This is a genomic window from Psychrobacter sp. 2Y5, from assembly GCF_051847375.1.
Taxonomy (GTDB): domain Bacteria; phylum Pseudomonadota; class Gammaproteobacteria; order Pseudomonadales; family Moraxellaceae; genus Psychrobacter.
This window is the reverse complement of record NZ_JBPYDA010000002.1, coordinates 98,088-124,053: the sequence shown is the minus strand read 5'-3', so window position 1 is coordinate 124,053 and position 25,966 is coordinate 98,088. Positions and strand designations below refer to the sequence as shown.

Annotated in this window: 14 protein-coding genes; 8 read left to right on the top strand and 6 right to left on the bottom strand. The window is 44.2% G+C overall.

All coding sequences use genetic code 11. From position 1 onward, the window contains the following. The first annotated feature begins 202 nt into the window (after nucleotides 1-202). The 6 genes from ACS8E3_RS02460 to ACS8E3_RS02435 all read left to right on the top strand — a co-directional run bounded on the left by ACS8E3_RS02460 (nucleotide 203) and on the right by ACS8E3_RS02435 (nucleotide 9,199). Complete coding sequence (locus tag ACS8E3_RS02460) at nucleotides 203-1,348, top strand: beta-ketoacyl-ACP synthase III (RefSeq protein WP_439240875.1); 1,146 nt, start codon at nucleotides 203-205, stop codon at nucleotides 1,346-1,348. 201 nt (nucleotides 1,349-1,549) lie between these two features. Next, entirely contained in the window at nucleotides 1,550-2,638 is a 1,089-nt protein-coding gene (prfA, locus tag ACS8E3_RS02455) for a peptide chain release factor 1 (protein ID WP_439240873.1), read from the top strand. Nucleotides 2,639-2,762: 124 nt separating this feature from the next. Further along, nucleotides 2,763-4,310, top strand: coding sequence for a lysine--tRNA ligase (lysS, locus tag ACS8E3_RS02450; RefSeq protein ID WP_439240871.1), 1,548 nt, complete (start codon nucleotides 2,763-2,765; stop codon nucleotides 4,308-4,310). 203 nt (nucleotides 4,311-4,513) lie between these two features. Continuing rightward, the gene (locus ACS8E3_RS02445; RefSeq protein ID WP_439240869.1) at nucleotides 4,514-5,785 is read left to right on the top strand and encodes a hypothetical protein; all 1,272 of its coding nucleotides are present in this window, start codon (nucleotides 4,514-4,516) and stop codon (nucleotides 5,783-5,785) included. Nucleotides 5,786-5,985: 200 nt separating this feature from the next. Beyond that, the gene (gene dnaX / locus ACS8E3_RS02440) at nucleotides 5,986-8,088 is read left to right on the top strand and encodes a DNA polymerase III subunit gamma/tau (RefSeq protein WP_439240867.1); all 2,103 of its coding nucleotides are present in this window, start codon (nucleotides 5,986-5,988) and stop codon (nucleotides 8,086-8,088) included. Nucleotides 8,089-8,299: 211 nt separating this feature from the next. Further along, nucleotides 8,300-9,199, top strand: a complete 900-nt coding sequence (locus ACS8E3_RS02435; protein ID WP_439240865.1) for a LysR family transcriptional regulator — start codon at nucleotides 8,300-8,302, stop codon at nucleotides 9,197-9,199. Between the two features lie 142 nt (nucleotides 9,200-9,341). On the opposite strand, the gene ACS8E3_RS02430 is transcribed toward ACS8E3_RS02435, so the two are convergent. Next, complete coding sequence (locus ACS8E3_RS02430) at nucleotides 9,342-10,523, bottom strand: aspartate aminotransferase family protein (RefSeq protein ID WP_439240863.1); 1,182 nt, start codon at nucleotides 10,521-10,523, stop codon at nucleotides 9,342-9,344. A 109-nt stretch (nucleotides 10,524-10,632) separates the two neighbouring features. After that, nucleotides 10,633-10,824 carry a DNA gyrase inhibitor YacG gene (locus tag ACS8E3_RS02425; protein ID WP_439240861.1) on the bottom strand — a complete coding sequence of 64 codons (192 nt, stop codon included), beginning with the start codon at nucleotides 10,822-10,824 and terminating at the stop codon, nucleotides 10,633-10,635. A gap of 214 nt (nucleotides 10,825-11,038) precedes the next feature. On the opposite strand from ACS8E3_RS02425, the gene ACS8E3_RS02420 reads away from it, so the two are divergent. Continuing rightward, complete coding sequence (locus tag ACS8E3_RS02420; RefSeq protein ID WP_439240859.1) at nucleotides 11,039-11,701, top strand: class I SAM-dependent methyltransferase; 663 nt, start codon at nucleotides 11,039-11,041, stop codon at nucleotides 11,699-11,701. A gap of 151 nt (nucleotides 11,702-11,852) precedes the next feature. On the opposite strand, the gene ACS8E3_RS02415 is transcribed toward ACS8E3_RS02420, so the two are convergent. Both ACS8E3_RS02415 and purD read right to left on the bottom strand, forming a co-directional pair. Next, nucleotides 11,853-13,247 (bottom strand): ABC1 kinase family protein, encoded by a 1,395-nt coding sequence (locus ACS8E3_RS02415; protein WP_439240857.1) that lies wholly within the window; start codon nucleotides 13,245-13,247, stop codon nucleotides 11,853-11,855. Nucleotides 13,248-13,415: 168 nt separating this feature from the next. Beyond that, the gene (gene purD, locus ACS8E3_RS02410; RefSeq protein ID WP_439241331.1) at nucleotides 13,416-14,765 is read right to left on the bottom strand and encodes a phosphoribosylamine--glycine ligase; all 1,350 of its coding nucleotides are present in this window, start codon (nucleotides 14,763-14,765) and stop codon (nucleotides 13,416-13,418) included. A 476-nt stretch (nucleotides 14,766-15,241) separates the two neighbouring features. On the opposite strand from purD, the gene ACS8E3_RS02405 reads away from it, so the two are divergent. Beyond that, nucleotides 15,242-20,113 carry an NAD-glutamate dehydrogenase gene (locus ACS8E3_RS02405; RefSeq protein WP_439240855.1) on the top strand — a complete coding sequence of 1,624 codons (4,872 nt, stop codon included), beginning with the start codon at nucleotides 15,242-15,244 and terminating at the stop codon, nucleotides 20,111-20,113. A gap of 309 nt (nucleotides 20,114-20,422) precedes the next feature. Here the strand turns inward: ACS8E3_RS02405 and ACS8E3_RS02400 are convergent, their stop codons facing one another. Then, on the bottom strand, nucleotides 20,423-24,355 hold the full coding sequence (locus ACS8E3_RS02400) for an AAA family ATPase (protein WP_439240853.1): 3,933 nt from the start codon (nucleotides 24,353-24,355) through the stop codon (nucleotides 20,423-20,425). A 66-nt stretch (nucleotides 24,356-24,421) separates the two neighbouring features. Beyond that, nucleotides 24,422-25,948, bottom strand: coding sequence for an exonuclease SbcCD subunit D C-terminal domain-containing protein (locus ACS8E3_RS02395; protein ID WP_439240851.1), 1,527 nt, complete (start codon nucleotides 25,946-25,948; stop codon nucleotides 24,422-24,424). Between the last annotated feature and the right edge of the window lie 18 nt (nucleotides 25,949-25,966).

Here is a 25,966-nt window from a genome sequence, read left to right as displayed (position 1 = left end):
AGCGATAATCTATACAGCCAATAGGTAGTTGATAGTTATTTGTAACAAACTATTAGCAAAATTATAATAATCAGGCATAATAACAACAACCGTTTAAGTTTACAGTTATTCACTGAAAAAAGACTCTCATAACTAATGATTCTTATTTTCACAAATTTTATGCTCATCAAAGACAACACAGTAGTAGACAAGGAAGCTTATCATGACGACTTGTATCACCGGCACTGGCCTGTATATCCCTCCCTATAGCATCAGTAATGAAGAGCTAGTTGAGTCCTTTAATCAGTATGTAGAGAACTATAACCAACAACATGCTGACGATATTGCTAATGACACTGTCACCGCCCTTGAGCCTTCATCGGCTGAATTTATCGAAAAAGTCTCAGGCATTAAATCACGTTATGTGATGGAAAAAGACGGCATTCTTGACCCTGAGATTATGGCGCCCGTTATCGCTTATCGTAATCTGGGCGAAGAGCTATCGGTTATGGCCGAAATGGGTGTGGCCGCATTGAATGACGCCCTAGCGGATGCAGGGCTTGAAGCGAACGATTTAGATGGCATTATTTTAGCCTGTTCTAATTTTCAGCGCACGTATCCTGCGGTCTCCATCGAGATTCAGGACGCTATCGGTATGGTAGGCGGTTTTGCTTATGACATGAACGTCGCTTGTAGCGCCGCTACTTTCGGCTTATCGCAAGCGCATGGTTCTATCATTTCGGGACTAGCTAAGCGCGTCGCCGTCGTCAACGTCGAGATTACCTCAGCGCATCTGAACTGGCGTAACCGTGACAGCCATTTCATCTTTGGCGATGTGGCAACAGCTAGTATCGTTGAGGAGTTAGACACTCCAAAAGGCTATGAGATTCTAAACTCTAAGCTATTTACTCAGTTTTCAACCAACATCAAGAACGAATATGGCTTTATGGATCGCTCCGAGTTCTTGGCCGCTGAGACTGAGATGTATCCAGATATCAAAGATCCAGTAACGGATAAATTGTTTCTACAAAATGGTCGTAAAGTCTTCCGGGAAGTCTGTCCAAAAGTGTCGGAGATTATCACCGAGCATTTAACAGAAAACGACTTAGCAGCTGATGATGTGAAGATGATGTGGCTACACCAAGCCAATGCTAATATGCTTGATTTAATCTTGCGCACGGTGGTGGGGAAAGAAGCAGATAAGGCTATCGTGCCAAGTGTCATCGATGAGTTTGCCAATACCAGCTCGGCAAGTCCCATGATTGTTTTTCACCGTTATAAGGATGACTTACAATCAGGTGATTTGGGCGTGATTTGCTCATTTGGTGCCGGTTACTCTATTGGTTCGGTGTTGGTACGTAAGGTATAAAGCGAGTTAAAGTAATATTAGATTTATCTTAATAATAGCCAAGAGTACTCTTGGCTATTTTTTTGGTTTTGCATGAGCTTATACCTTTATAGACATGTAGTTTAGGGCTTAAACAAGAAGATTACTCAGTGTTTTTAATATAAGGGCAAAAATTTGCTATAATTGCTCTCTTATTTTACTTAGCTAATAAAAAGATTTTTTATGAAAGAATCCTTACGCCTGCGCTTAGATCAAATGGTAGACCGCTATGAAGAGGTCACCGCCTTGTTATCCGACCCCGGTGTCATCAGCGATAACAATAAATTTCGTGAGCTATCCGTTGAGCACAGCGACTTGATGGATATTACTACTTTGTGGCTCAATTATGGCCGTGCGGAGACCGATCAAGCCGACGCCGAAGCTATGCTTGAGGACGCATCAGACCCTGAAATGAAAGAGATGATGCAAGATGAGATTGATAGCGCTCGTGATGCTATCGTTAAGATGGAAGAAGATCTCAACGTCATGATGCTGCCAAAAGATCCTAATGATAAAGTGCCTGCTTTCCTAGAAATTCGTGCGGGTACGGGCGGTGATGAAGCTGCTATCTTCTCAGGGGACCTGTTTCGCATGTATCAAAAATACGCGCAAAATCAAGGCTGGACGATGGAAGTATTGTCTGCCAATGAAGGTGAGCATGGCGGCTATAAAGAAATCATCAGCCGCATCTCGGGCAATAGTGTCTATGGTCGTCTAAAGTTTGAGTCAGGTGCGCACCGTGTACAGCGAGTACCTGAGACCGAAAGTCAAGGCCGAGTGCATACCTCAGCGTGTACGGTAGCGGTGATGCCAGAGGTTGAGATTGATGACAGCGTCGATCTTAACCCTGCTGATATCAAGATGGATACTTTTCGCGCAAGTGGCGCTGGTGGTCAGCACGTTAACACAACGGACTCAGCGGTACGCTTAACGCATATCCCTACTGGGGTAGTAGCAGAATGTCAGCAAGAACGCAGCCAGCATAAAAACCGCGCCAAAGCGATGCAAATGCTCATCTCGCGTATTCAGCAAGCCAAAGTACAAGCGCAAGTTGATACGGCAGATGAGATGCGCCGTGACCTTGTGGGTAGCGGCGATCGTAGCGAGCGCATTCGTACTTATAACTTTCCGCAAGGGCGCATGACCGATCACCGTATTAACTTGACCCTTTATAAGCTAGATTCCATTATGGAAGGCGATTTAGATGAGCTTCTAGATGCGCTATTACGCGAACATCAGGCCGATCTGATGGCGAGTATAGGCGGTGAGTAGTCTTATGCTATTTCATAAGCTTAGCTTTCGGCGTAGGCTAGGTTTTTAGCCTAGAATCTTTTAATCTAGTATCATAGTTTTATCAGTTTCCAAAAAGAACAAACCCATCAAATTTGAGAATGTTATGTCAAAGCCCAACAATCAAAACAATCAAGACCAACAACAAGCGCCTACCGTCGAGGAAGCCAATGAGCTCATCGCACAATTGCAAGCTAAGCTTGATGATATTGCATCTTCTGGTAAAACCCCTTATCCCAACCAGTTTAAACGCACTGACTATGCGCAGGATTTGCAAGCTGCGTTTGAAGGTATCGACAAGCAAGAGATTGAAGAAAAAGCGGCCAATGGTGAGAAGACGCAAGTTAATGTCGCAGGACGAGTGATGCTCAATCGTGGCTCTTTTATTGTTATTCAAGATATGACGGGACGCATTCAGCTCTACGTCGCTCGCAAAGAGCTAGATGAAGAAACACGCGCTAGTATTAAATCGCTAGACTTGGGCGATATCGTTGGAGTATCAGGTTATATTGGGCGTTCGGGCAAAGGCGATCTTTATGTGCATATTGAAGAGTTTACGCTGTTGACTAAAGCGCTACGTCCTATGCCTAATAAATTCCATGGCTTAGCCGATATCGAAGCACGTTATCGTAATCGCCATTTAGACTTGATGACTAATGAGTCGACGCGCGATACTTTTATGATTCGTAGCCAAGTCATCAGCGGTATCCGTCAATTTATGCTGAATGAGCGCTTTATGGAAGTAGAGACACCGATGATGCATCCGATACCAGGCGGCGCCGTAGCTCGTCCGTTTGAGACTCATCACAACGCCTTGGATATGCCGTTATATTTACGTATCGCTCCAGAGCTATATCTCAAGCGCCTGGTGGTTGGCGGTTTTGAAAAAGTCTTTGAGATTAACCGCAGCTTTCGTAATGAGGGTGTATCGACTCGCCATAACCCAGAATTTACCATGATTGAGTTTTATCAAGCTTATGCGGATTATCATGACTTGATGGATCTGACCGAGCGTTTATTCCATAAGTTAGCGATTGATATTTTAGGCACTACTGAGCTGACTTATCAAGACGAAGCTATTAGTCTAAAAGCGCCGTTCGCGCGCTTATCGATGTCTGATGCGATCGCTCAGTACGCTGAGGGCTTTGATATGAAGCGCATTGACGATCGAGAGTATTTGGCAGACTACGTTGGCAATACCCTTAAGCAACCCGTGAACGATGTATTTGGCGTTGGTAAACTCAAAACGATCGTCTTTGAAGAGACCGCTGAGCACCAATTGCGTCAGCCAACCTTTATCACCGAATATCCGGCAGAGACCTCGCCGCTGGCACGCCGTAATGACGATAATCCTGAGATTACCGATCGCTTTGAGCTGTTTATCGGTGGTCGTGAATTGGCTAATGGCTTTAGCGAGTTAAATGATCCTGCCGATCAAGCAGAACGTTTCCGTGGCCAAGTTGCTGAAAAAGACGCGGGTGATGACGAGGCGATGCATTTCGATGAGGATTATATCGAAGCTTTGTCTTATGGTTTACCACCAACTGCCGGCGAGGGTATCGGTATCGATCGCCTAGTGATGTTATTTACCGACTCGGCTAGTATTCGTGACGTGATATTGTTCCCGCACATGCGCCGCAAGATCGAAGACTAGTCTTCGAGGCTAATTTGGCAATTAGTTGCTTATTGGACATAAATCTACTATAACGTTTAATTGACGATATAATCATCGTCAGTTTTTGAAATAATGCTGGTGAGTAACCGTATAGGGAAAGATTCGATACTGCCCTATGCGGCTTAGTTACGAGCAACGATTTTAGAGAAGTTATTTATAGGGATATCATTTATAGGGATATTATGGAAAATTCGCAAAGCGCTTCATCTTGGCAGGCACTGATTCGTCAAAGCTTTTTATCTTTGTATGAAGTCAGTGATCAAAACGCTACTAGCAGGGATTATTTTCAAGGCTATGACTTTGTTTTTGAGTTCTCCGAAGCGGTGCTTTATGTGCTAGTGAATGAGGTCACAGCTGAGGTTAGTCAATACGATATAGATGCCTCGCAGATAAGAGTTTGGAGAAAGGATGTTGTTAATCAGCTGATGAAGCGCCATGCGCAAGTCTACTTAAGCAACGAGAGCCTCATGGATAGGCAGAGCACTCTAAATGCGGATAAAGCTGTATATTTTATCGGTCTAACGTCCCTAACGATTAAGCATTTGAATAATCAAGGCAACACTCAGAGCAATAGCTCGTTACATGACGTGCAGTACGAGTACGGTAGTCCGTTCTTTGCAGAGGACTGTGTGCTCGATTTGGATGATGAGGAAAGGATTTTACAGATATTTAGTCAGCATAATTTCAGTAAAATTTTAAAACAATTAAAAACTCCTGCCGATGTCACGGCATTTTTACAGTTTCACCGCAGCCATTTGACAGCACTTAAGTCCTTTACTGATGAGTCGACACTTTTAGAAGATTTCTTACAATCAGCAGACTTTTATCAAAAAGCGCTACAAGTGCAGCAACAGCTAGTAGAAAATAACTTGTTAGACCAGATTGAGCCGCGTTTACTGGAGATAATGCATGCTTCGACATCAGCGTCTATTGAGGGAGTATCCGCCGATATTCTTAAAAAGTCTGACATGTGGTACAAGCTTTTTAATAGCCTTGTGCAAGATTACTATGAAGCAGGATCGCCTCTGCCAAAAGAGCAAGTTGAATTATTAGTAGATGAATCCATCTATACTTATGCCAGTTTGGTAGAGCGAATATTAGACTATAAGTATAAGGATGGACAAGCGCGTTGGAATGGTTATATCGATCATCAGCCCTCTTATAATCGCTCTGGTTGCCACTATATGCTGGTGTTTTACGCGCAATACGAAAGTAGCCCGCTTAGCGCTGATAAGGTTCGTGCCAACTATCGAGATTTATTATCAGAGCTCAATGCGCATCTCCAAGAGCCTATTATGGAAGATTTGTTCTTAATTGGGGTAGAAAATAGAGACTCTAAGGAAAGCGTAAACACTGAAATAATGATTGATATTTTTTATCAAAGTGGCGCCATTATAAATGCAGAAATGCAGCGCTTATATGAGCAATTAGCTGAGTTAAAATTACAGTCTTAGTATCTATAAGTGACTCAATTCTGTTTAAACGACATAAACAACAGATTATAGGCGTTTGCAAACGATCTATACTTTTATGACTAAAAACAGGTATTGCTAGAAATAGGTATTACTAAAAGTATGATTATCAATACCTAAGCCCATCTGTTAATGATAAACCTCTATACTTCTTATTTGGCACTGCTATATTGGCAACTATTATGACGCAACAGTATCAAGTTTTAGCTCGAAAATATCGCCCAAAAAACTTTCATGAGCTTGTAGGGCAGACACACGTCTCACAAGCCTTGATCAATGCAATTGACTATAATCGTCTGCATCATGCTTATCTGTTTACCGGTACTCGCGGCGTCGGTAAAACCACTATTGCGCGTATTTTATCGAAATGCTTGAACTGTGATACGGGCATTACTAGCACGCCTTGCGGAATATGTGATAACTGCGTGGCTATCGATCAAGGACGCTTTATTGACCTTATTGAGATCGATGCGGCCTCTCGCACCAAAGTTGAAGATACCCGCGAGCTATTAGACAATGTACCTTATGCACCAAGCCAAGGACGCTACAAGGTTTATCTCATTGATGAAGTGCATATGCTATCGACGCACAGCTTTAACGCGCTGCTCAAAACCTTAGAAGAGCCACCTGAGCATGTCAAATTCTTACTCGCGACGACTGATCCACAAAAGCTGCCGGTTACTATTATTTCGCGCTGCTTACAGTTTGTGCTTCGGCCCTTACCGCAGACTTTGCTTAGTGAGCATTTGGCAAAGGTATTAACCCAAGAGCAAGTGCATTTCACGCAGCCCGCTCTTTGGCAACTGGCGAGCGCAGCGAAGGGCTCAGTGCGCGATGCCATGTCATTGACCGACCAAGCGATTGCCTTTGGGCAAGGAGCGCTTGATGATGAGACGGTCAATGCCATGCTTGGTTTGATTGATGCTGCAGACTTAGTGCGCTTGATTACTGACATTTATCATCATGATACAGTAGCGGTAGCCGCACATATTGAGCAGATGCGCGCGCAAATGGTTGATGCTTCTAGTATGTTCGATGGACTGGCTGAGCTGCTGCATCAATTGGCGTTGACTCAGCTGTTGCCTGAGGTGGCTCTAAACGTCAATGAAGCGCAAGCACAAACGATCAATGAGTTGGCACAACGTATAAGCCCTGATGTATTGCAGCTATATTATGAGATTGTGGTGCAAGCTCGTGAAGGCATTAAGCTGGCGAGTACTCCCATGCAGGCGCTGGAGATGTGTATTTTGCGCCTGCTAGCCTTTCGTCCGCTGCCGACTGATGAGGTATTGACGTCTAGCATTGCTCGTGATGGAAAGACTACTCCTGTGGTAAGCTCTATAGTCAGCTCGCAACAGGATTCAACGTCCTATGACATCGATCATGAAAACACTTATGAGCCAAGTTATGAAGAGCAAGACTCTGAAAACGCTAGCGTTGAGAACCAGTCTGAGCATGAAGCAATGCCAGATCATAAGCAAAATATAGAGAATGAAAACGCTGAAGTTGCTAATTCACCAGTAGCAACCGCTACTGAACCTGAGCTTATTGTTGAGTCTGTTGTTGAGCCTAAGATTGCAGTTGTTGCTGAGACTGAATCTATTGCTGAAATTGAACCTACTACTGAACTTGAACCAATACCAAATCAAGGACAAGGGATAGGTAACGAAGCAGTTGATACTCCTGATTTAACGTTAGAAACCGTTGCTGAAACGGAAATGGAAGCTACTGTCGAGCTAGAGCCTAGCGCTGATCTAGAAGCTATTATTGAGCCTGATACTACTGAAGATTTACAGCAAACTAACTCGCACAGTCATACTCAACACAACTCTCAGTTAGCCCTTGATGATCCAAGATCCCTGCTGCGCTGTGCGCCACAAGAGCTAGCAGGCGAGTGGACGCCTGAGAAGTGGGATTATTGGCTACAGACTGCACGCGAAGAGGATGTTTTGGCCTCAGATGAGCTAGCTTTAGCTCGTCAAGGGACAATGGTTGGTCTGTGCGATGGTCGCTCTACTTTTTTGACTAATATTGATAGTAAGCATTTACAAGCCACTTTTCAGCAGCTAGCCGCGAAGCTTAAACAGCAGTTTACTCAAGCAGATATCAGTTTGGAGATAGACGACAGTGCTCAGCGAACTGCAGATAACACACCCGAAAGTCGTCAAAAGTTACGACTTGAACAAGCCGCACAAAGCGCGCAAGAGCTGCTATTAGCGTCACCAGTGATGCGTTATCTCACTGAGCGTGGCGAAGGTAAAATGGGTAAAGTGAAGCTCACCTAAATTTGGGAATCCACTTATGACTATAAATTTAAAGTTCTTATAGACAACCATATAACTTAGTCAAAGGTCATTTTATTGATATATATCATTTTATTAAAATATATGACTCATTAAGTGTACGCTTTAGATATATTAAAGATAGGTAAAGTTTTTTTAATTAGTTATAATGGTTAAGTTATATTAAAAATTAAAAAAGAGTTTAGGTGACAATATGTTAGATAATTTACGCGGTATGGCCGTGTTTGCTAGTGTGGTCGGGCACGGCTCTTTTAGTGGCTCAGCGCGGGAGCTTGGCATTACTACTAGTGCCGTGAGTCAACAGATACGCTCATTAGAAAACGAACTAGGCGTGGTGCTTTTACATCGTTCTACTCGTAAGCTCAGCTTAACAGAAGCTGGCGAAAGCTTTTATGAAGCGGCAAAAGATGTCGTTAGTGCCGCTGAGCAAGGCCGTATAAAAGTTAATCAATTGCGTGATGAGCTGGCAGGTAGTTTACGTATTGCTACCACGCCTGAGCTTGGTGTTCATCATATATTACCAGCGTTATCGACTTGGATGGCGGCTCACGATGATTTGAGTATTACTTATCTAGCAGACAACCGTTACGTGGATATGATTGATGAGCGCATCGATATTGCTGTGCGTATGAGCCCAAGTATTGACGACTCTGCGCTTAGTAGCCATCCTTTGTCTGATGTGCGTCAGCTGCTAGTGGCCTCGCCGCAATATTTACGCCAGCATAAAAAGATAGAGAGCCCAAAAGATTTAGCTGATCATCAGCTTATTGTCATCGATATTATGCAAGATGCTAGCTATGTTGAGCTCCTAAAAACAGAAACTAGTAAAAAAACGCGTATCAAAATGGACTCGCGTATCCATACCAATAATGTCTTTATGGCGCTAACTTTGGCAAAAGAAGGTCATGGCATCATTAGAATTATGGAGATGGATGTTAAGCGTGAGCTTGAAAACGGAAATTTAGTAGAAGTTCTAACCGGTTACCAATTACCAAGCTTTGTACTTTATGCAGTGACCTTAAATCGTGAACAGCAGCCTGCTAAAATTACACGCTGTTTAGAAGTATTGAAAAAGTACTTTCACGCGAATTAAGATGTTTTGAATGGCGGGCCTCTTTACTGCTTATTGTGTTTATAGCATTTAAAAGAGTCTTTAGAGTTATTTCATCTAAAGGCTCTTTTTTGCAACTCTGTTTTTTTAGCTAATTTTTTAAACTGCATAACAAAAGCTAGAGTTAAAGTAGCGGCCTTAACAAGTTATGCAGACGCTCAACCACTTGCTTGCTTTCATTACGGCTGATGTTGAGTGGCGGCAGTAAGCGAATGACATGACCACCAGTGACATTGATGATAAGCTGCTGCTCATCACGGGCAAGATCAACCAATTGACTACAATCCATCTCTTCTGGCAAGACAATACCTATCATCATGCCCGCGCCGCGAGTCGTGATACCAAATTGCTGCAACTCGCTAGCTAGGCTATCGCGAATAAACTGGCCTTCAAAGACAGCGTTCTCCATAACGCCGCTATTGGATAACACCTCGTACACGCTATGGACGACGCGGCTTGCTAGGGGAGTGCCACCGTAAGTAGAGCCATGACTGCCTGCACCGAATAAGTCTTTAGCGCGGCCACGCACCAAACAAGCGCCTACTGGAAAGCCATTCCCTAAACCTTTTGCTGTGGTTAATACGTCAGGACGCGCCTTACTGTGCTGATAAGCAAAATATTTACCGGTACGACCATTGCCAGTTTGTACTTCATCGAGCATAAAGAGCCAATCATTAGCGTCACAAACAGCTTGCAGTTCTTCTAAATAAGTAAAGCCATTAGCAGCGGTGTTCAAACCACCTTCACCTTGTATAGGCTCTACAAAGATAGCGCAGATATCATCGTGATCGATAGCGGCTTGCTTGATAGCGGCAATATCACCGAACGGCAAGCGGATAAAATCCTCATCTAAAGTAAAGAAGCCTGCACGCGCCTTGGGATTAGCTGTGGCAGACAAGGATAATAAAGTACGACCATGAAAGGAGTGCTCCATAACGACGACTTTGGGACGTTTAAAGCCTTTATTATGGGCATAAAGCCGCGCCATTTTCAGCGCCGCCTCATTAGCCTCAGCGCCACTATTAGCAAAAAATACGCTATCCATTTGTGCGGCCATGCATAGCGCTTCACCCGCTCGCTCTTGCCAGTCGATACCGAATAAGTTACTAGTGTGCACCAAAGTAGCGGCTTGCTGCTGAATAGCTTCGGTGACTTTTGGGTGACAATGGCCTAAACCGCAAACGGCAATACCAGTCAGTGCATCTAAATAAGGAGTGTCGTTTTTTGTATAGAGCCAACTGCCTGAGCCGCGTACAAAACTGATCGGCTGACGATTATAGGTAGGCATCAGATAAGTCGCTGACATACGGACATCCTTAAAGTATAAATATGAGAGGGTAGGTTTTAGGGTGATTTATTAAAATACATGGCTCAGCTGTTAGGCGCTGCCATACTGACCTTCAAAAACGCTAGCGTTATAATTCATCAGAAAACGGGGTGGATTCAGCTGGCAAGGTGTATTCTTCGCTAGCCCAAGCTCCTAAATCGATAAGCTTACAGCGCTCACTACAAAAAGGTTTGGATTTATTGTCTTGCCAAGCCGTTAGGGTGCCGCAGCGCGGGCAGGGGTAGCTTTTTGGTAGGAGAGTATCAGTCGTGTCAGTCATAAGAACAGGCAACTTTTTTAGATTTTAATAAATAACAGCCGTTATAATAGCATGTGCTTTATAAAAGACAACGCAGACTAAGTCGCAAATACTAAAAAGAACGACAAAACCCAGAGCGAAATTCTACAAAGAGACAATATAATAGAGTTATCATAAATAGCCTAAGCAATAATATCTTTACAAGATAAACCCTGTATCATATAAAGAGAAATTAATGACCCACATAAAAAACTTATCACATAAACAAAAAAGACCATTCCAGCCTGCAAAATTATCAAAACCGCGTGATTTTATCCTGCCAGAGATAATAGCTAACAAGCAAAAAAGTCGGTGTCCTTTAGTTGTTGAGATCGGAGCAGGGAAGGGCATGCATGCTTTAAGCTTTGCTAAGCAAAACCCTGATAAACACCTAATAGCTATTGAGCGCACTCTCAATAAGTTTGACGCTTTTTTTAAAATGACTCAGACGCAGCAGCTACCAAACCTTACTGCCGTACATGCAGACGCTATCGCTTGGATAGTACAAGCGATAGGACCGAATAGCCTCACGCGAATATACTTACTCTATCCCAATCCTGAGCAGCACAACTCTAATCAGCAGTGGCTAAATATGCCATTTTTTGAGTTTTTAATATCACGTCTGCAGATCGGCGGTGAGATAATATTAGCGACTAATATTGAGGAGTATATGGACAATGCAGAACAGCAAGCTGATGCGCTCTGGTGTTTACCTGCAATAAGACAAGAGGTGCCAGTAAACAGTCAGCGTACCCATTTTGAGATCAAATATTTAGCCCGTAAAGAAAAGTGTTGGCAGCTGACTATGACTAAGCCTGAAGGGTATCAAACTAGGTTTGATGAGTGGCAAGCCAGCTAATATGGTTTAGAGTTTAATACGGCAAAAGGCACTGATAGCGGTAAAGTAAGATTGCTACTAAAGTCTATAAATACAAAATAGCCTAAGCAAATAAAAACCAGAATAAAAAACCGCCACTAAAGGGCGGTTCAAAATTTGGCTTATATATATACTATAAAAACGGCTTCACTAATTTGTCAGAATCAGTATGGGCGTCTAACACCGTCAAAAAAGTATAAGCGCCGATAAACTTGCGACTTATAAACATAAACTCTTTTGGAGGTAGATTAAATTCAAAAGACTGCATAGCCGTGGAGGCAGCGGCAGAGATACGTGAGTGCAGCTTACTCTTAGACCAGATATAGCGCTCATTGCCATCTAAGACTTCAGCCGGAATGTCTGGATTACTAGCCGTATCACTAAAGGGTTCGGTAGCCAATAAAAATATGTTAGCAATATCGGAGCTGACTTTTTGGCTCATAGTGTCAAAAAAGTCATAGCCAGTCATAGCTTCCATCATCGTTTGATGATCATGGTGATAACCCGCCTTTAACAATCCATGAGCAATCGTTAATAACTCATAATCGAACTGGCGAATCGCCCCAAAGTCGAGTAATACTAGTTTGTCAGGCTCATCCATGCTATCACTAATGCGTACTAGATAATTACCAAAGTTGGGATCAGTTTGCATCTCGCCCCATACAAAGATCTCCTGCATCATAATCTCGATAGCTGCTTGGCCTATGGCGTTACGCCGCTCACTAGATAATTCCTGTAATAATGGTGAAGTCACTGAAACGCCGGACTCATAAGACATGCACAATAAGCGCTGACTCGAAAAATCACGATATATCTTTGGGACAGCATAGCGCGGATCATCTTGCAGACGCCCATAAAAACGCTCAGTGGTCGCAGCCTCGATATTATAATCGACCTCAACATGTAGTAAATCCCGAATCTCTTCAAACCAAGTGTCCAAAGCGCGAGTTTGTGGTACCGCGTTACTTACTTTTAATAGACGCTTAAATAACGCTAAGTCTGAGTCGATGGCATCGGCAACGCCTGGATATTGAATCTTTAATACCACCTCTTCGCCAGTCGCTTTTATAGTAGCGCGATGCACTTGGGCAAGGGAAGCGGTACCGATAGGTACTTGATCGATATCAAGCTCATCAAACTTTTCGCCTAAAGTGTGACGTAAGGTTTGCTCTATTCCCGGCCATGTCAAGGTTGCCGTATCGTCATTTAGGGTTTGCAGCGCGCGAGTGATCTCAGGAGGTAGAATGTGCTCTCCATACAAGGCTAGCATCTGTCCAATCTTGACTACTGAACCCTTGAGTTTACCAAGCTCCTCTGCAACATAGTTAGCCTGCGCTTCCATAAAAACTTGATTGCGCGCTGAACGAGCTTCTTTACCCAAAAACATGCCGGACACGCTATTACCTGCCCAGCGACGGCCAATATTTAGCGAAGTCTTAGCAATAGACATCCGACGTTCAAAACCAGAGGTTTTTAGGTTATCAATTGACTGCTTATTATTAGTAGGTTTATACACATCATTTGCCATAAATATAATCATTCACTAGGTTAATAATGATTTGTGGGTGCGTCGCCGTGAATGCAAGTGAAAAACCTTGCGAGTGCACAAGATTGTATCACAGCAACGCCACCTTGCCGATAATAAGGGTTTGGCCGTTTCTCAGTAAAAATTCCAGATTTTTATTTTAAGCTGGCTTTAGCTTTCGCGAGCAATCGCTTGATGACCAATATCACGGCGATAATGTGCACCCTCAAAGCTGATAGCTCCTGCGACGGTCAAAGCTGCTTGCTGAGCATCTGAGATACTATCTGCAAACGCGGTAACACAAACCACACGCCCGCCGTTAGTGACAATTTCTCTATCACTATCTTTTTGAGCATTGGCGTTAATATTGGCATCTAGATTATCTGCTTCCTTAGCAAAGTCAGTACCGGCATGAAATACTTTTACAAACTGTTGATCGTCAAGCTCAGGTAGGCCTGATATTACATCGCCTTTAGACGAAGTTTCTGGATAGCCTTTAGAGGCGATCACGATACCTAGAGCAGGGCGCTTATCCCAATCAGCCTCATCAGGTAGCTGACCTGCCAGCCCCGCCGCGACTAAATCCACGATCGATGATTGCAGGCGCATCAAGATAGGCTGCGTCTCTGGATCACCAAAGCGGCAGTTGAACTCGATAACCGAAGGGTTGCCAGCGTCATCAATCATTAAGCCTGCGTATAAAAATCCTGTGTAAGGGTGACCGGCGGTTTTCATGGCATCGACAACAGGCTGAATGACCTGCGTCATAACTTTGTTATGGACATCATCGGTGACCACCGGAGCAGGAGAGTAGGCGCCCATACCACCTGTGTTCGGGCCGGTGTCACCTTCAAAGGCACGCTTATGATCTTGGCTAGTGGCCATCGGCAAAATGTTGTCGCCATCAATCATACAAATAAAGCTGGCTTCTTCGCCTTGCAAAAACTGCTCAATAACCACGCGGCTACCGGCGTCGCCAAACTTATTATCAGCTAGCATATCATCAATAGCAGCATAAGCCTGCTCAGTAGTCTCGGCGACAATAACGCCTTTACCTGCGGCAAGGCCATCGGCTTTGATAACGATAGGCGCGCCTTGTTCATCGACATAAACTTTGGCACTGGCTGCATCCGTGAAGCCTTGATAAGCTGCCGTCGGGATATTGTTGTTTTGCATAAACTCTTTGGCAAAGGTCTTTGAGCCCTCTAGCTGCGCGCAATAAGCAGTCGGACCCCAAGCTTTAATACCGGCATCTCGGCAAGCATCGATGATACCCGTTACTAAAGGTGCTTCAGGGCCCACGATGACGATATCGATGTCGTTATATTGACAAAACTCTATAACTGCGCTGTGTTCATTATCAGTGTTTTTATTCTCCAAAACGATATTTTGGCATTTGGGCTCTAGCGCCGTGCCTGCATTACCTGGTGCGACGTACACCTTCTCAACCTTGTCATCTTTGGCACATTGCCACGCCAATGCATGCTCACGTCCACCGGCACCTATTACCAAAACCTTCATCATACATCTCACCTTTGTATCGATTGAATCGACTATGTTGTTTATTGAGTGTTGTTATTGTCAATTTTTAATGATCATTAGCGCTAAAGCTTGTAAATCACCTGAATATACTATGGCGTATTCTAACAAATAATTTGTCTTAATTGTTACGAGTATAGGACCCATTAGATAGGTAAAAATAGAAATTGTTGGCTGACAGCTAAGAGTGTTTGTGATTAGCTAAATTGACCTTTTTGGCTGTAAGCTCAGCTGTCTCATTAGTAAAGGTTATTAACTAACGCTTAATACATGAAATTATATTGAATACTACAGCTAAGGGCATAGGTGCGTTACACTTCACTAAATGAGAGCTATATTTAAAGCTGTAAGGTCATTACTCATATTGAGTCATTAGCCGTATTGAATAATATCGACTCAAAATACATAAAGCCGAAAACTATCATGATAAACAAAAACTTATAATAAGGACAAACGCTATGCCAAACTCTCTAAGTATCAGTAAAGAGGATATTAACCAAATCAGTGACATTGCCACGAGCTACGTGCAAAAGGATAAGTCACTTTTAGAACAGTTTATTCAAAGCTACTATCGCACCTTACATCACGAGATCGCTGATCAGATTGACAATATAGATCTAGCCGGCATGGCACTGCACCACTTTACCTTGTTAAAAGCTTACGCAGGCAACAAACCTCAATTAAAAATACTAAACCCTATCGCAGAGGAACAGCATTTTCATAGCTCCCATACCATCATTCAGATGGTTGCCTATGATCGCCCCTTTCTGGTAGATACTATCTTGATGAGTCTTGAGGCTCAAGGCATAAACGTACACCGCACCTATAACACGATTATTAGCGTAGAGCGAGATGATGACGGTCATATCACTCAGATCGATAGCGCCGCTGAGAGCGCAACCGCGCATTTGTCACTTATTCAATGCGAAATTGCTTATCAAGAAGATAGCGAATTGGCGGATCTACAACAAATGTTGCTAGAAAAAGTGGACACGCTAGATACAGTAGTCGGCGACTGGCAGCAAATGCACGAGCGCTTAACACAGATAAAAAATGAGTTATCAAAGCAGACTTTGCCTGAAGTGTTTTATTCTCAGCAAGAGATTCAGGCCTTTTTGGATTGGATATTAGAGGATAACTTTATATTTTTAGGCTACCGAGAGTATCGCTTAGAGCAAGGTGATATGAAAGAAGTCAATAATCCGGCGGCCGCTTCGTCAAGTACGCAAAATAATGATGATTTGAATCTATATTCTATTGGTAATAGTGGTCTTGGCTTATTACGCGGGAGCAGTGAAGATAGCTTGTCGGAGAGTTTTAGCCAGTTGCCAAAAGAGCTCAAGAAGCTGCTCACAGGACCACGGGTGCTTATGCTATCAAAGTCGAGTCGCGTCTCACCCATTCATCGTCCTGTCTATATGGACTTTTTGGGTATTCATAAATTCGACAGTCATGGCAAACTCATTGGTGAGTACCGCTTCATTGGTCTATTGACCTCACAGGCTTATCAGTTAACGGTCAGCAACATCCCACTACTGCGCGAAAAAGCCAATAAAATCATGGCGATGACATCTATACCCAAAGACGGTCACGCTTATCATAAGATGACTCATGTCATCAATACCTTACCACGTGATGATTTGTTTCAAGCCAGCGTTGAAGAACTGTATCCGATGGTCACAGGCATCTCGCAACTACAAGATAAAAAGAGCCTACGTCTATTTAGTCGTGTCGATCATTACCAGCGCTTTGTCTCCTGCTTGGTCTATATTCCAAGAGACAAGTTCAATACTGAGCTACGGATTAAAGTACAAAATGTGCTAAAAGAAGCTTATGGTGGCACCTCATCTGGGTTTACCACTGAGTTTAATGAATCCGATCATGCCCGCGTTCATGTGCATGTTCGCACAATCCCAGGACAAGTCAATGAGGTCAATACTAGCGATTTAGAAGCAGAGCTCACCGGATTGATGCAGTCATGGAGCGATCATTATCAAAAAATGCTACTCGATAACGTCGGTGAGCAACAAGCCAATGCGCTCATGCGCCGATTTCTAGCGTTTATACCAGCTGCTTATCAAGAGCGTTTTGATGCGCGTACCGCGGTTGAGGACACCAAACGCTTGCAGCGTCTTATCAGCTCGACAGACGATGAGCCAATGATTTGGCACTTATATCAGTCAACGGGTGATGCTAGCAATCAGCTGCATCTAAAACTTTATGGTCATCAGCAGCCCGTTATTTTATCAAAAGTGTTACCCGTACTAGAGAATTTTGGCGTATCGGTGGTCTCAGCACAAACTTATGAGTTTGATCTGTCAGAGCAGCCGATATGGATGCAAGAATATGAGCTAACGCTCGAGCATGTCGATACTGTTGATATGCGCGTGGTTCGCGAGCAGTTTGAGAACAGCCTACAACAAATATGGGCGGGCAGAGTGGAGAGCGATCCCTTTAATGAGCTTGTGCTGATTACCGAATTAGATACCTATGACGTGGTTGTCCTACGAGCGTTGTCAAGCTATATGCGTCAAGCTAAAGCACCATTCTCTAGTAGCTATATTCAGCAGACCATCGTCAAATATAGCGCTATCAGCGTCGCCTTAGTCAGGCTATTCGACGCGCGTATGAACCCCAAACACAATGAGGGAACTCGCGAAGAAAAAACCGCGCAAATTCAACAAAATATCATTGAAGACCTAGCAGCAGTTGATAGTTTGGATGAAGATCGCATCCTGCGTTGGTACTTAGATTTGATTAACGCTATGGTTCGTACTAATTTTTATCAGATCGATGAAGAGGGCAGGCGTAAAGACAGAGTATCGTTTAAGTTCTTAGCGGCCGATATTCCTAATCTGCCTAAACCTAAGCCAATGTTTGAGATTTTTGTCTACTCACCAAGAGTGGAAGCGGTGCATCTACGCGGTGGCAAGGTCGCCCGTGGTGGTCTGCGCTGGTCGGATCGTATGGAGGATTTTCGTACTGAAGTGCTCGGCCTCGTCAAAGCACAAATGGTCAAAAATGCGGTTATTGTGCCAGTCGGCTCAAAAGGTGGCTTTATCGTTAAGACTAAAACTATAGCAGATGGCCGCGAAGCCTTTCAAGCCGAAGGCATCGCTTGCTACCAAACTTTCCTGCGCGGGATGCTTGATGTCACTGATAATATCGTCGATGGACAGATTGTCCCGCCAGCTAATACTGTGCGTCATGATGACGATGATCCGTATTTAGTAGTAGCAGCTGATAAAGGTACGGCAAGTTTCTCTGATATCGCTAATGCGCTGTCTAGCGAATATAACTTTTGGCTCGACGATGCTTTTGCCTCAGGCGGCTCAGTCGGTTACGATCATAAAGCCATGGGTATCACCGCACGCGGCGGCTGGGAGTCGGTCAAACGTCACTTCCGTATGCTAGGTCAAGACATCCAAAATCGCGACGACTTCTCGGTAGTCGGCATCGGTGATATGAGTGGTGACGTCTTCGGTAACGGTATGCTGCAATCTAAACATACCAAGCTTGTTGCAGCCTTCAACCACCTGCATATCTTTATCGATCCAAACCCTGATACCGTAAGCTCTTATAGCGAGCGTGAGCGCTTATTTAATACGCCGCGCTCCACTTGGGATGACTACGATAAGTCGCTTATAAGTACAGGCGGCGGCGTGTTCGCCCGTACCGATAAAACCATTGCCATTACCCCTGAGATGAAAGCGCTATTTGCAATTGAAGAAGATAACTTAGCGCCCAATGATTTTATAAGTGCTTTATTACGAGCACCGGTCGATCTCATCTGGAACGGTGGGATCGGTACTTATGTCAAAAGCGCTAATGAGAGCCACGCTGATGTTGGTGACCGCGCTAATGATGCCGTACGTGTCGATGGCGGTGAGCTGCGGACCGCAGTTGTCGGTGAAGGCGGTAACCTAGGTTTCACTCAGCAAGGGCGTATTGAATATGCGCAAACCGGCGGCCGCATATATACTGACGCTATCGATAACTCAGGCGGCGTCAACTGCTCGGATCATGAAGTCAATATTAAGATCTTGCTCGGTAAAGTCGTTGAACAAGGTGATATGACCTTGAAGCAGCGCAACGAGCTACTTGAGAGTATGACGGACACCGTAGCGCAGTTGGTATTGCGTCAGAACTATCTACAGCCCCAAGCGCTTGAGCTCAGTCAAATACGAGCCGCTGATAATCTAAGCGATCACCAGCGCTTCATTCAGCTGCTAGAATCTGAAGGCCGTCTGGATAGAGCGATTGAATATCTACCCTCGGATGAAGAGATTGCCAAACGCCAAAAAGCCAATACCGGTCTAACTAACCCTGAGCTAGCGGTAGTTATGGCTTATGGCAAAATGTGGGTCTATGATCATCTGCTATTATCAGACCTGCCCGATGCGCCATACTTTGTGAATGAGCTGCGTAAATACTTCCCTGATGAGCTGGTCGGCCGTTTCTTTGATGAGATGACAGAACATCGTCTAAACCGCGAGATCATTAGTACCTATTTGACCAATAGCGTGGTCAATCGTCTGGGTATCGAGGCGCTGTTCCGCCTGTTTGAAGAAACAGGGCAGACGCTAGCGACTATCATTCGTGCTTATGCCATCAGCCGTGAAGTGTTTGAGGCAAAAGCGGCATGGCAATTGCTTGAGTCGCTCGATAATAAAGTCGACGCCAAGCTATTATTAGAGCTTGAGCTACGCTTACGTGACGCGTTAGAGAGTGGCGTCGTTTGGTTTATTAATGCCTTTGGACAAAATCTACAAGTGGCGGATATGATCGAGCGTTTTGGCGATAGTGTTGCACAGCTCACTAAGTCCAATGGCTTTATTGAGCAGCAGTTTGCTCAGCATCTACAAGATGATACTGCAAGGCTCACCGCTGATGGCCTCGAGGACAACGACGCGGCGCTGTTTGCTATTTTGCCTTATCACGTTGATGCCTTAGATACGGCCTTACTCGCTGAAAAATATGAGCGCTCAGTAGATGATATCGCTTCCTTGTACTTTGAGGCTTATCAAGTGCTACAGTTCGATTGGATGATGGATCATATCGCCACTCTGCCGCAGCAAGACTACTGGGATCGCCGCGCACGTCACGCGCTGGTCAATGAGCTGACGCGTAGTTTGCGTTTGCTTATGAATGCCATACTATCAGAGCCTGATGCGAAAGGAGCCTTTAACGAGTGGAAGTCGCGTCATGCGAATGCGCTTAACTCTGTCACGACTGAGATGCAAAAGCTAGATAACCATGATGACAGCGTAATTAGTCTATCCACGCTGTCAGTAATGATGAGCGAGCTTAGCAGCTTAGTCAGTAAATAATGAGTTAGTCAATAAATTGTATAGCAAAAAAGCCACCGCTCATTAAACGGTGGCTTTTTTATGGGTAATGTTTGGTTATTTAATGATAAAGGGTTGAACATGAACAAGCCACAAGATGCTACGCTTGCCATTGTCTCCTATCCATAAACAGAGACTTATAAAGAGGTGAAAATCAGCATCGTCGCTATCATGGCTAGCAGAAAAACTATAATAGGCAGCACGTAGCTAGGCATAGATAGTGGCTTAGATATCGGCTTAGACACTTGAGCAATTTTACTAATAACAATAGCCATTTTATTCTCTTATTTATTAGGAATTTGCAACGTAATAACAGCCTTGACCACTAATTTGACTGAAGCCGCCGGACAGTTTTTTGACTTGGATTTGCGTCAAAATCCGTTCTTTTAACGCTTGCACATGGGAGATGACGCCGATCAATTTACCTTCTTGTTGCAGGCTGGTCAGCGTATCTAGCGCAATATCAAGCGATTCTTCATCTAGCGTACCAAAACCTTCATCCAAAAACAATGAATCGACGCGGATGTTTTGACTAGCCATTTGCGATAATCCTAATGCTAAAGCTAAACTAATAATAAAGCCTTCGCCGCCTGAGAGGTTTTTGGTACTGCGAATCTCGCCGCCTTGATAGTTGTCTATGACGTTGAGCTCTAACGGATTACTATTATCACGCGCCAGCAAGTAACGATCACTCATCTTATGCAGCTGCGTATTAGCGTGATTGACCATAATATCAAAGGTCAGACCCTGCGCAAACGCCCGGAACTTTTTACCACTACTGGATCCTATCAGCTCATTTAACTGACGCCAAACTTGCAGATTTTGTTTTTGCTCAGCTATGGCCTTAAGCTGGGATTGTTGGTTGCCTTTTTTGGCTTCATTGTCTTTAAGCTTTTGCATCATCGCGCCGATGGACTCTATTAAACGATTAGACTTGCTTTGTGCTTGCTGCTGCTCATCTAACAAACACTCTTTGTTCTCTAAAGTTAAAGGGTGGGCTTTTTGATCCGCTAGTGCTTGTTCAGTCTGCTGTAGTAAAGATTTTGCTTGCTTCAAGTGATAGTCGATTTGCTGCCGCTGCTCGCTTAAATGATTGCGTTCATTTTGCGATAGGCGCGCGCTCATAAAATCAGCTTCAGTAGCAAAGTCAGAGCTCGCTAGCGCCTGTTGAAAGATATCATCTTGACTCTCTAGCGTGGTTTGTGCGGCTAATAATTCACTTGCAAGTCGTGTCAGCTGCTGCTCTGCTATTTGCAATAGTTGCTCAACACTATCGGCCTGTCTTTGTACCCGAGACTGCGCAGTTTTGGCTTGTTCAACATCTAAACGTAACCGATCTTCTTCCTTATCAACCTCTTTTTCAGCAAACAGGGCTTTTCTGTCTTTCTGAAATTCAACAACAGCTTTTGTCTGTTCTGCAATAGACTGACTTAAGGTGTCAAGCTCAGTGCTCTCTTTATCCAGCTGTGCTTGTTTGGTCTCAATTTGAGTGGTCAAACGACTAAGCTCAGTCGTTAGCGTTTGCTGTTGTTGCTTTTCTTGATTGTAGCTCTGTTTTAAATCCAACATATGGCTACGATACTGACGCAAAGCCGCTAACTGCTGCTCGATTTCTGTATTATCTAATACGCTTTGCTCATCGATACTGGACTTTAAAAGCTGTATGCCTGGGAAGATCCGCTCGGATTGCGAGTAACTAGCAGTATATTTATTGATAATGCTGAGCACATCAGCGATAAGCGTTTGCAGCTCGAGAAAATGAGCCTTAGTGTTATCTTGTAGTCCACCGAGTCTTTGCTGATTGAGCTTGTCATCGTTATCGAGCAGACTGATTTCGCTTGCCAGCTGATACTGATTTTTCTCAAACAGGGCTAATTCTTTTTCAAGCTTTGCTATGGACTCAGCCAATGTCTCATAATCGGTCAAAGCTGCCTTTACACGGTCTTTATGCTCGAGAAGTTGCTGTTTGGTTTGAGCTGAACTTGCAGTAATAGAGTGGATAACGTCGATAGCACTGGTGTCAATCGCATTAGTATTTAGACTCCGCTTAAGCTTTTGGGTCAATGCGCCGATGTCCTTGATAGGATTAACACGAGCCGCAACCGCTTCGTTATAGCGCTCATCTTGTCTAGTTAGAGTATCGCTCATCTGCGCAATATCATCGCTAAGCATACTCGCTTGAGTGATTAGTGGCACGAGTTGCTGCTGCTGGTGTTCTAACTGATTGGTATGAGTTGCAAAAGAAATTTTGAGTTTCGACAGCTCGTTATCTAGACTTTCAATCATGGTGTCGCTATCAGCGAGCTGCTGCTGCGTACTCAAGATTTTCGAGGGCTCAGTGGTTTCGTTGACCGATTTTTTATTAGCATTGGGATGTTCTAAAGCGCCGCAAAGCGGGCAGGGCTGACCATTTTCTAGCTCATTAATATAGTGCTCAAGACTTGCAACTTTTTGTAGTAGCGTCAATTGCATCTGCTTTTCTTGACGCTTGTCCTTGGCCTGTTGAAGACTTTTTTCGGTATTAGTGATTGATTCTTTAAGTGTTGCCAATGCCTCGTTGATACTAGGCTTCGATGATTGAAGGTTTTTTATTTGAGTCGTGAGTGTACTTAACTGCTGGTTACTATATATAAGTGGATCAATTTGACTGATTAGGTGTTCAATCTGCTGTTGTTCCGCTCGATGTTCCGCCAATGATTTGGTCGCTAGCAATTGCTGCTGTTGCTGTTGTAACTCACTAAACTGCTTTTGCGCCGCTGCAATTGAGGTTTCTTGCTCTTGTTGCTGTGATATAAGCTTGGCTTTGTCTAGCCGATATTGCTCGGTTTGCGCTACTAGAACCTTTTTTTGCTGCGCTAGAGTAGTATTATCTTGCAGTAGCGTCTTGAGCCGGCGACCGTTATTCTCAAAAGTTGCTATGTCGGTATCAATATCCTTAAGCTCGCTATACTGTGCAAGGTATTGTGCGGTACTAGCCAGCTGCGACTCACTGCGCGCCGCTATGGTTTGATGGGATTTTATTTCTTGCGTTAATCTCTGCACACTCGCTGATAGCGTGTCTTGACGTTGGCTGTTATCCTGTAGACGCTGACTTTGCTGCTTGATTCTCGCATCTAATTCGCGGGTTTCGGTAATCTTAGGTAAAGCCTCTTTTAACGCCAGTTGAGCCTGCTTATAGGTTTGATCCGCATGGTTAAGTTGATCCTGTGCTTGCTGCAAGTCAGACTGCTGCGTGGGTAATTTCACTGCTACTGCTTGCTGCTCATCGAACAAGCGCTTCGTAGTGTCGCGACTGCGACTCAGCTGGCCAAATTGACTCTCTAGCTCGAGCGCTTTTGTCGCAGCATCTAAGCGCTTAGCATCAGGGATAAAGTCTTGTTTTGATTGTTCAGCTTTTGATAAATCGTTTTGATAAGTGGCACGTTTGTTTTGCAACTCATCAATCGCATCTAACCACTGAATCTGTTCAGTGAATTGCTGATACTTTTGCTGCTGCTCGGTTTGGGCTAGCTGATACGTTTTTAGCTCTTCGTTAATGACCGCTTCTTCATCAACAGTCAATAGGATCAAGCCGTCCAAACCATATTGTAATTTACTAAGCACCTCTTCCTCGCTACGCTTCTTCTCAAAGACATGAGTTGAGATCGTCGCATAAATATCCGTGCCCGTAATTTTTTCTAAAATGTCGGCGCGCTCATCTGCTTTGGCTTTTAAGAAGGCGGAAAAGCTACCCTGCGCGAGCAAAATGGAGCGCGTGAACTGATCAAAATCCATGCGCGTTAGTTCAATAATTTTCTCTTTAGTACGTGACAGCTTGCTCTCTAAAATATCATCGCCACTGTTTTCACTATCGTCAGTTTGAGCATTGATCAAGGCGACTTCATGAGTAGCATCCTGCAAATTACCATCAGGCTTACCATAAGCGCGGCGCTGACCCCAGCGGCAGCGGTATTGGACACCATTGAGATCAATGACCACCTCGGCAAAACACTCCGCCGTTTGTCGCGTCATCACCTCATTACTGCTTTTGCTAATGCTATTGATACGCGGGGTTTCACCATATAATGCCAAGCAAATCGCGTCCAAAATCGTGGTCTTGCCCGCGCCGGTCTGTCCGGTAATGGCAAAGATACCTTCGTTAATAAAAGCAGGATCAGCGAAATCGATATACCATTCGCCTTTGAGAGAGTTAAGGTTTTTGAGTCGCAGTTCGATTAGGCGCATGTTAAGATCTTTATCGTGTTAAAAGTGAGATATAAACTAGGGTTTACAAGGTAAAAGAGGATTTATCTATTCGGCCTGGCTATCATTATGATAGATGTTGTGTAGTATTTGCTGATAAGCGTCTAACAAGGATTTTTTTTGTGAGTCTGGTATCTCATTAATGCTCAAGCAGCGCTTAAACACATCCTTCTCATTTAAGTCTTGCAGAGTCTCTGCATTTTTATCTTGACCCAGTACTTTATTATAAGTGCGTGTGTTTTTAATTTTTAATACTTCACAGGATAGACCCTCTACCATGGCAGCCACTTCTTCACGCAGCTCAGTGACAATGTTATCGCCGTCATAAATAATCTCAAGCCATACCGACTCTGTTAGATCTAAAGCTTTGATGGTATGAGCAATGGTAGTCAAATCACCTGAGATTTGCGCTAATTTTTGGAAGCAAGGGATAGCTAGGCAGACTACTTGCATCCTGTTTACATCGTTTGAGTAAAGGGTTTTGGCATCGCTAGCAGTAGGAACATTCAAAACTTGTTCATGGCTTAACGGTTGTTGGTTGCTGTCGTCTTGCTTGTCAGGCTCAATCTCCATGTCATCAAAGCCAAATAAATCATCGATTAAGTCGTTTGTATTGCTTACGACTTTTTTTGTAACGCTTTCAATAGGCTTGGCTATAACCTCAGGTAATAACTCAGCGGCGTTGTCTATTAAGGACTCATTTAACACATCCCCAAACTGCACAAGTAGCACTTGCTTTTGCTGCTTTGCTTCCCCAAAACCCATGGCAATGGGCGAGCCTGAATAACGAATATGCCCTTGACCACCGACGCGCTGCGGCACGTGCAAATGCCCAAGCGCGACATAATCAAAGCACTCATCGAACATCTCAGCGGATATCTGACCGAGATTACCGACATACAAGTCGCGTACGCCATCATCTTCTGTCGTTTTGCTACCAGCGGCAAACAGATGACCTGTGGCGATAATTGGAATGTGGCGCTGATGGGTTTGGCTTAATGATTTTTGCTGATCTTTGGCTAAGTTTGCAACTTCATCGTAGTGCGCGCGAATTCCCTTGATGACATTAGCATCTTTGCTATCTGCGGACTCGCCGGCGCTGCTACTGCGCACATCGCGGTCACGCAAGTAAGGTACCGCAGCGATAATGCAGTGCGTGTTGCCTTTGTTATCGTCTAAGACCAAAACTTCATCGCTCAAATCTTCACAGGCAGTACCGATGACATGGACGTTTAAAAATTTAAGCACTTGGCTTGGCGCATCCAAAAAAGTAGGGGAGTCGTGATTGCCAGCAACGATGACGATATGCTCACAGCAAAGCGTTGAGACTTTGCCTAAAAACTCATAATACAGCGCTTGTGCCCGATTGCTTGGCGTCATAGTGTCAAAGATGTCACCAGCAACGATAAGCACATCTACCTTTTGCGCGCTGATGGTCGTCTCTAGCCATTCTAAAAAAGCCTCGAACTCATCATAACGCATGCGCCCATACAGCCTGCGCCCCAAATGCCAATCTGAGGTGTGGAGAATAGTGAGTGGTTTAACCGGGTTTTTAAAGATATCAGCTGCGGACATAGATAGGCTTAATGGCAA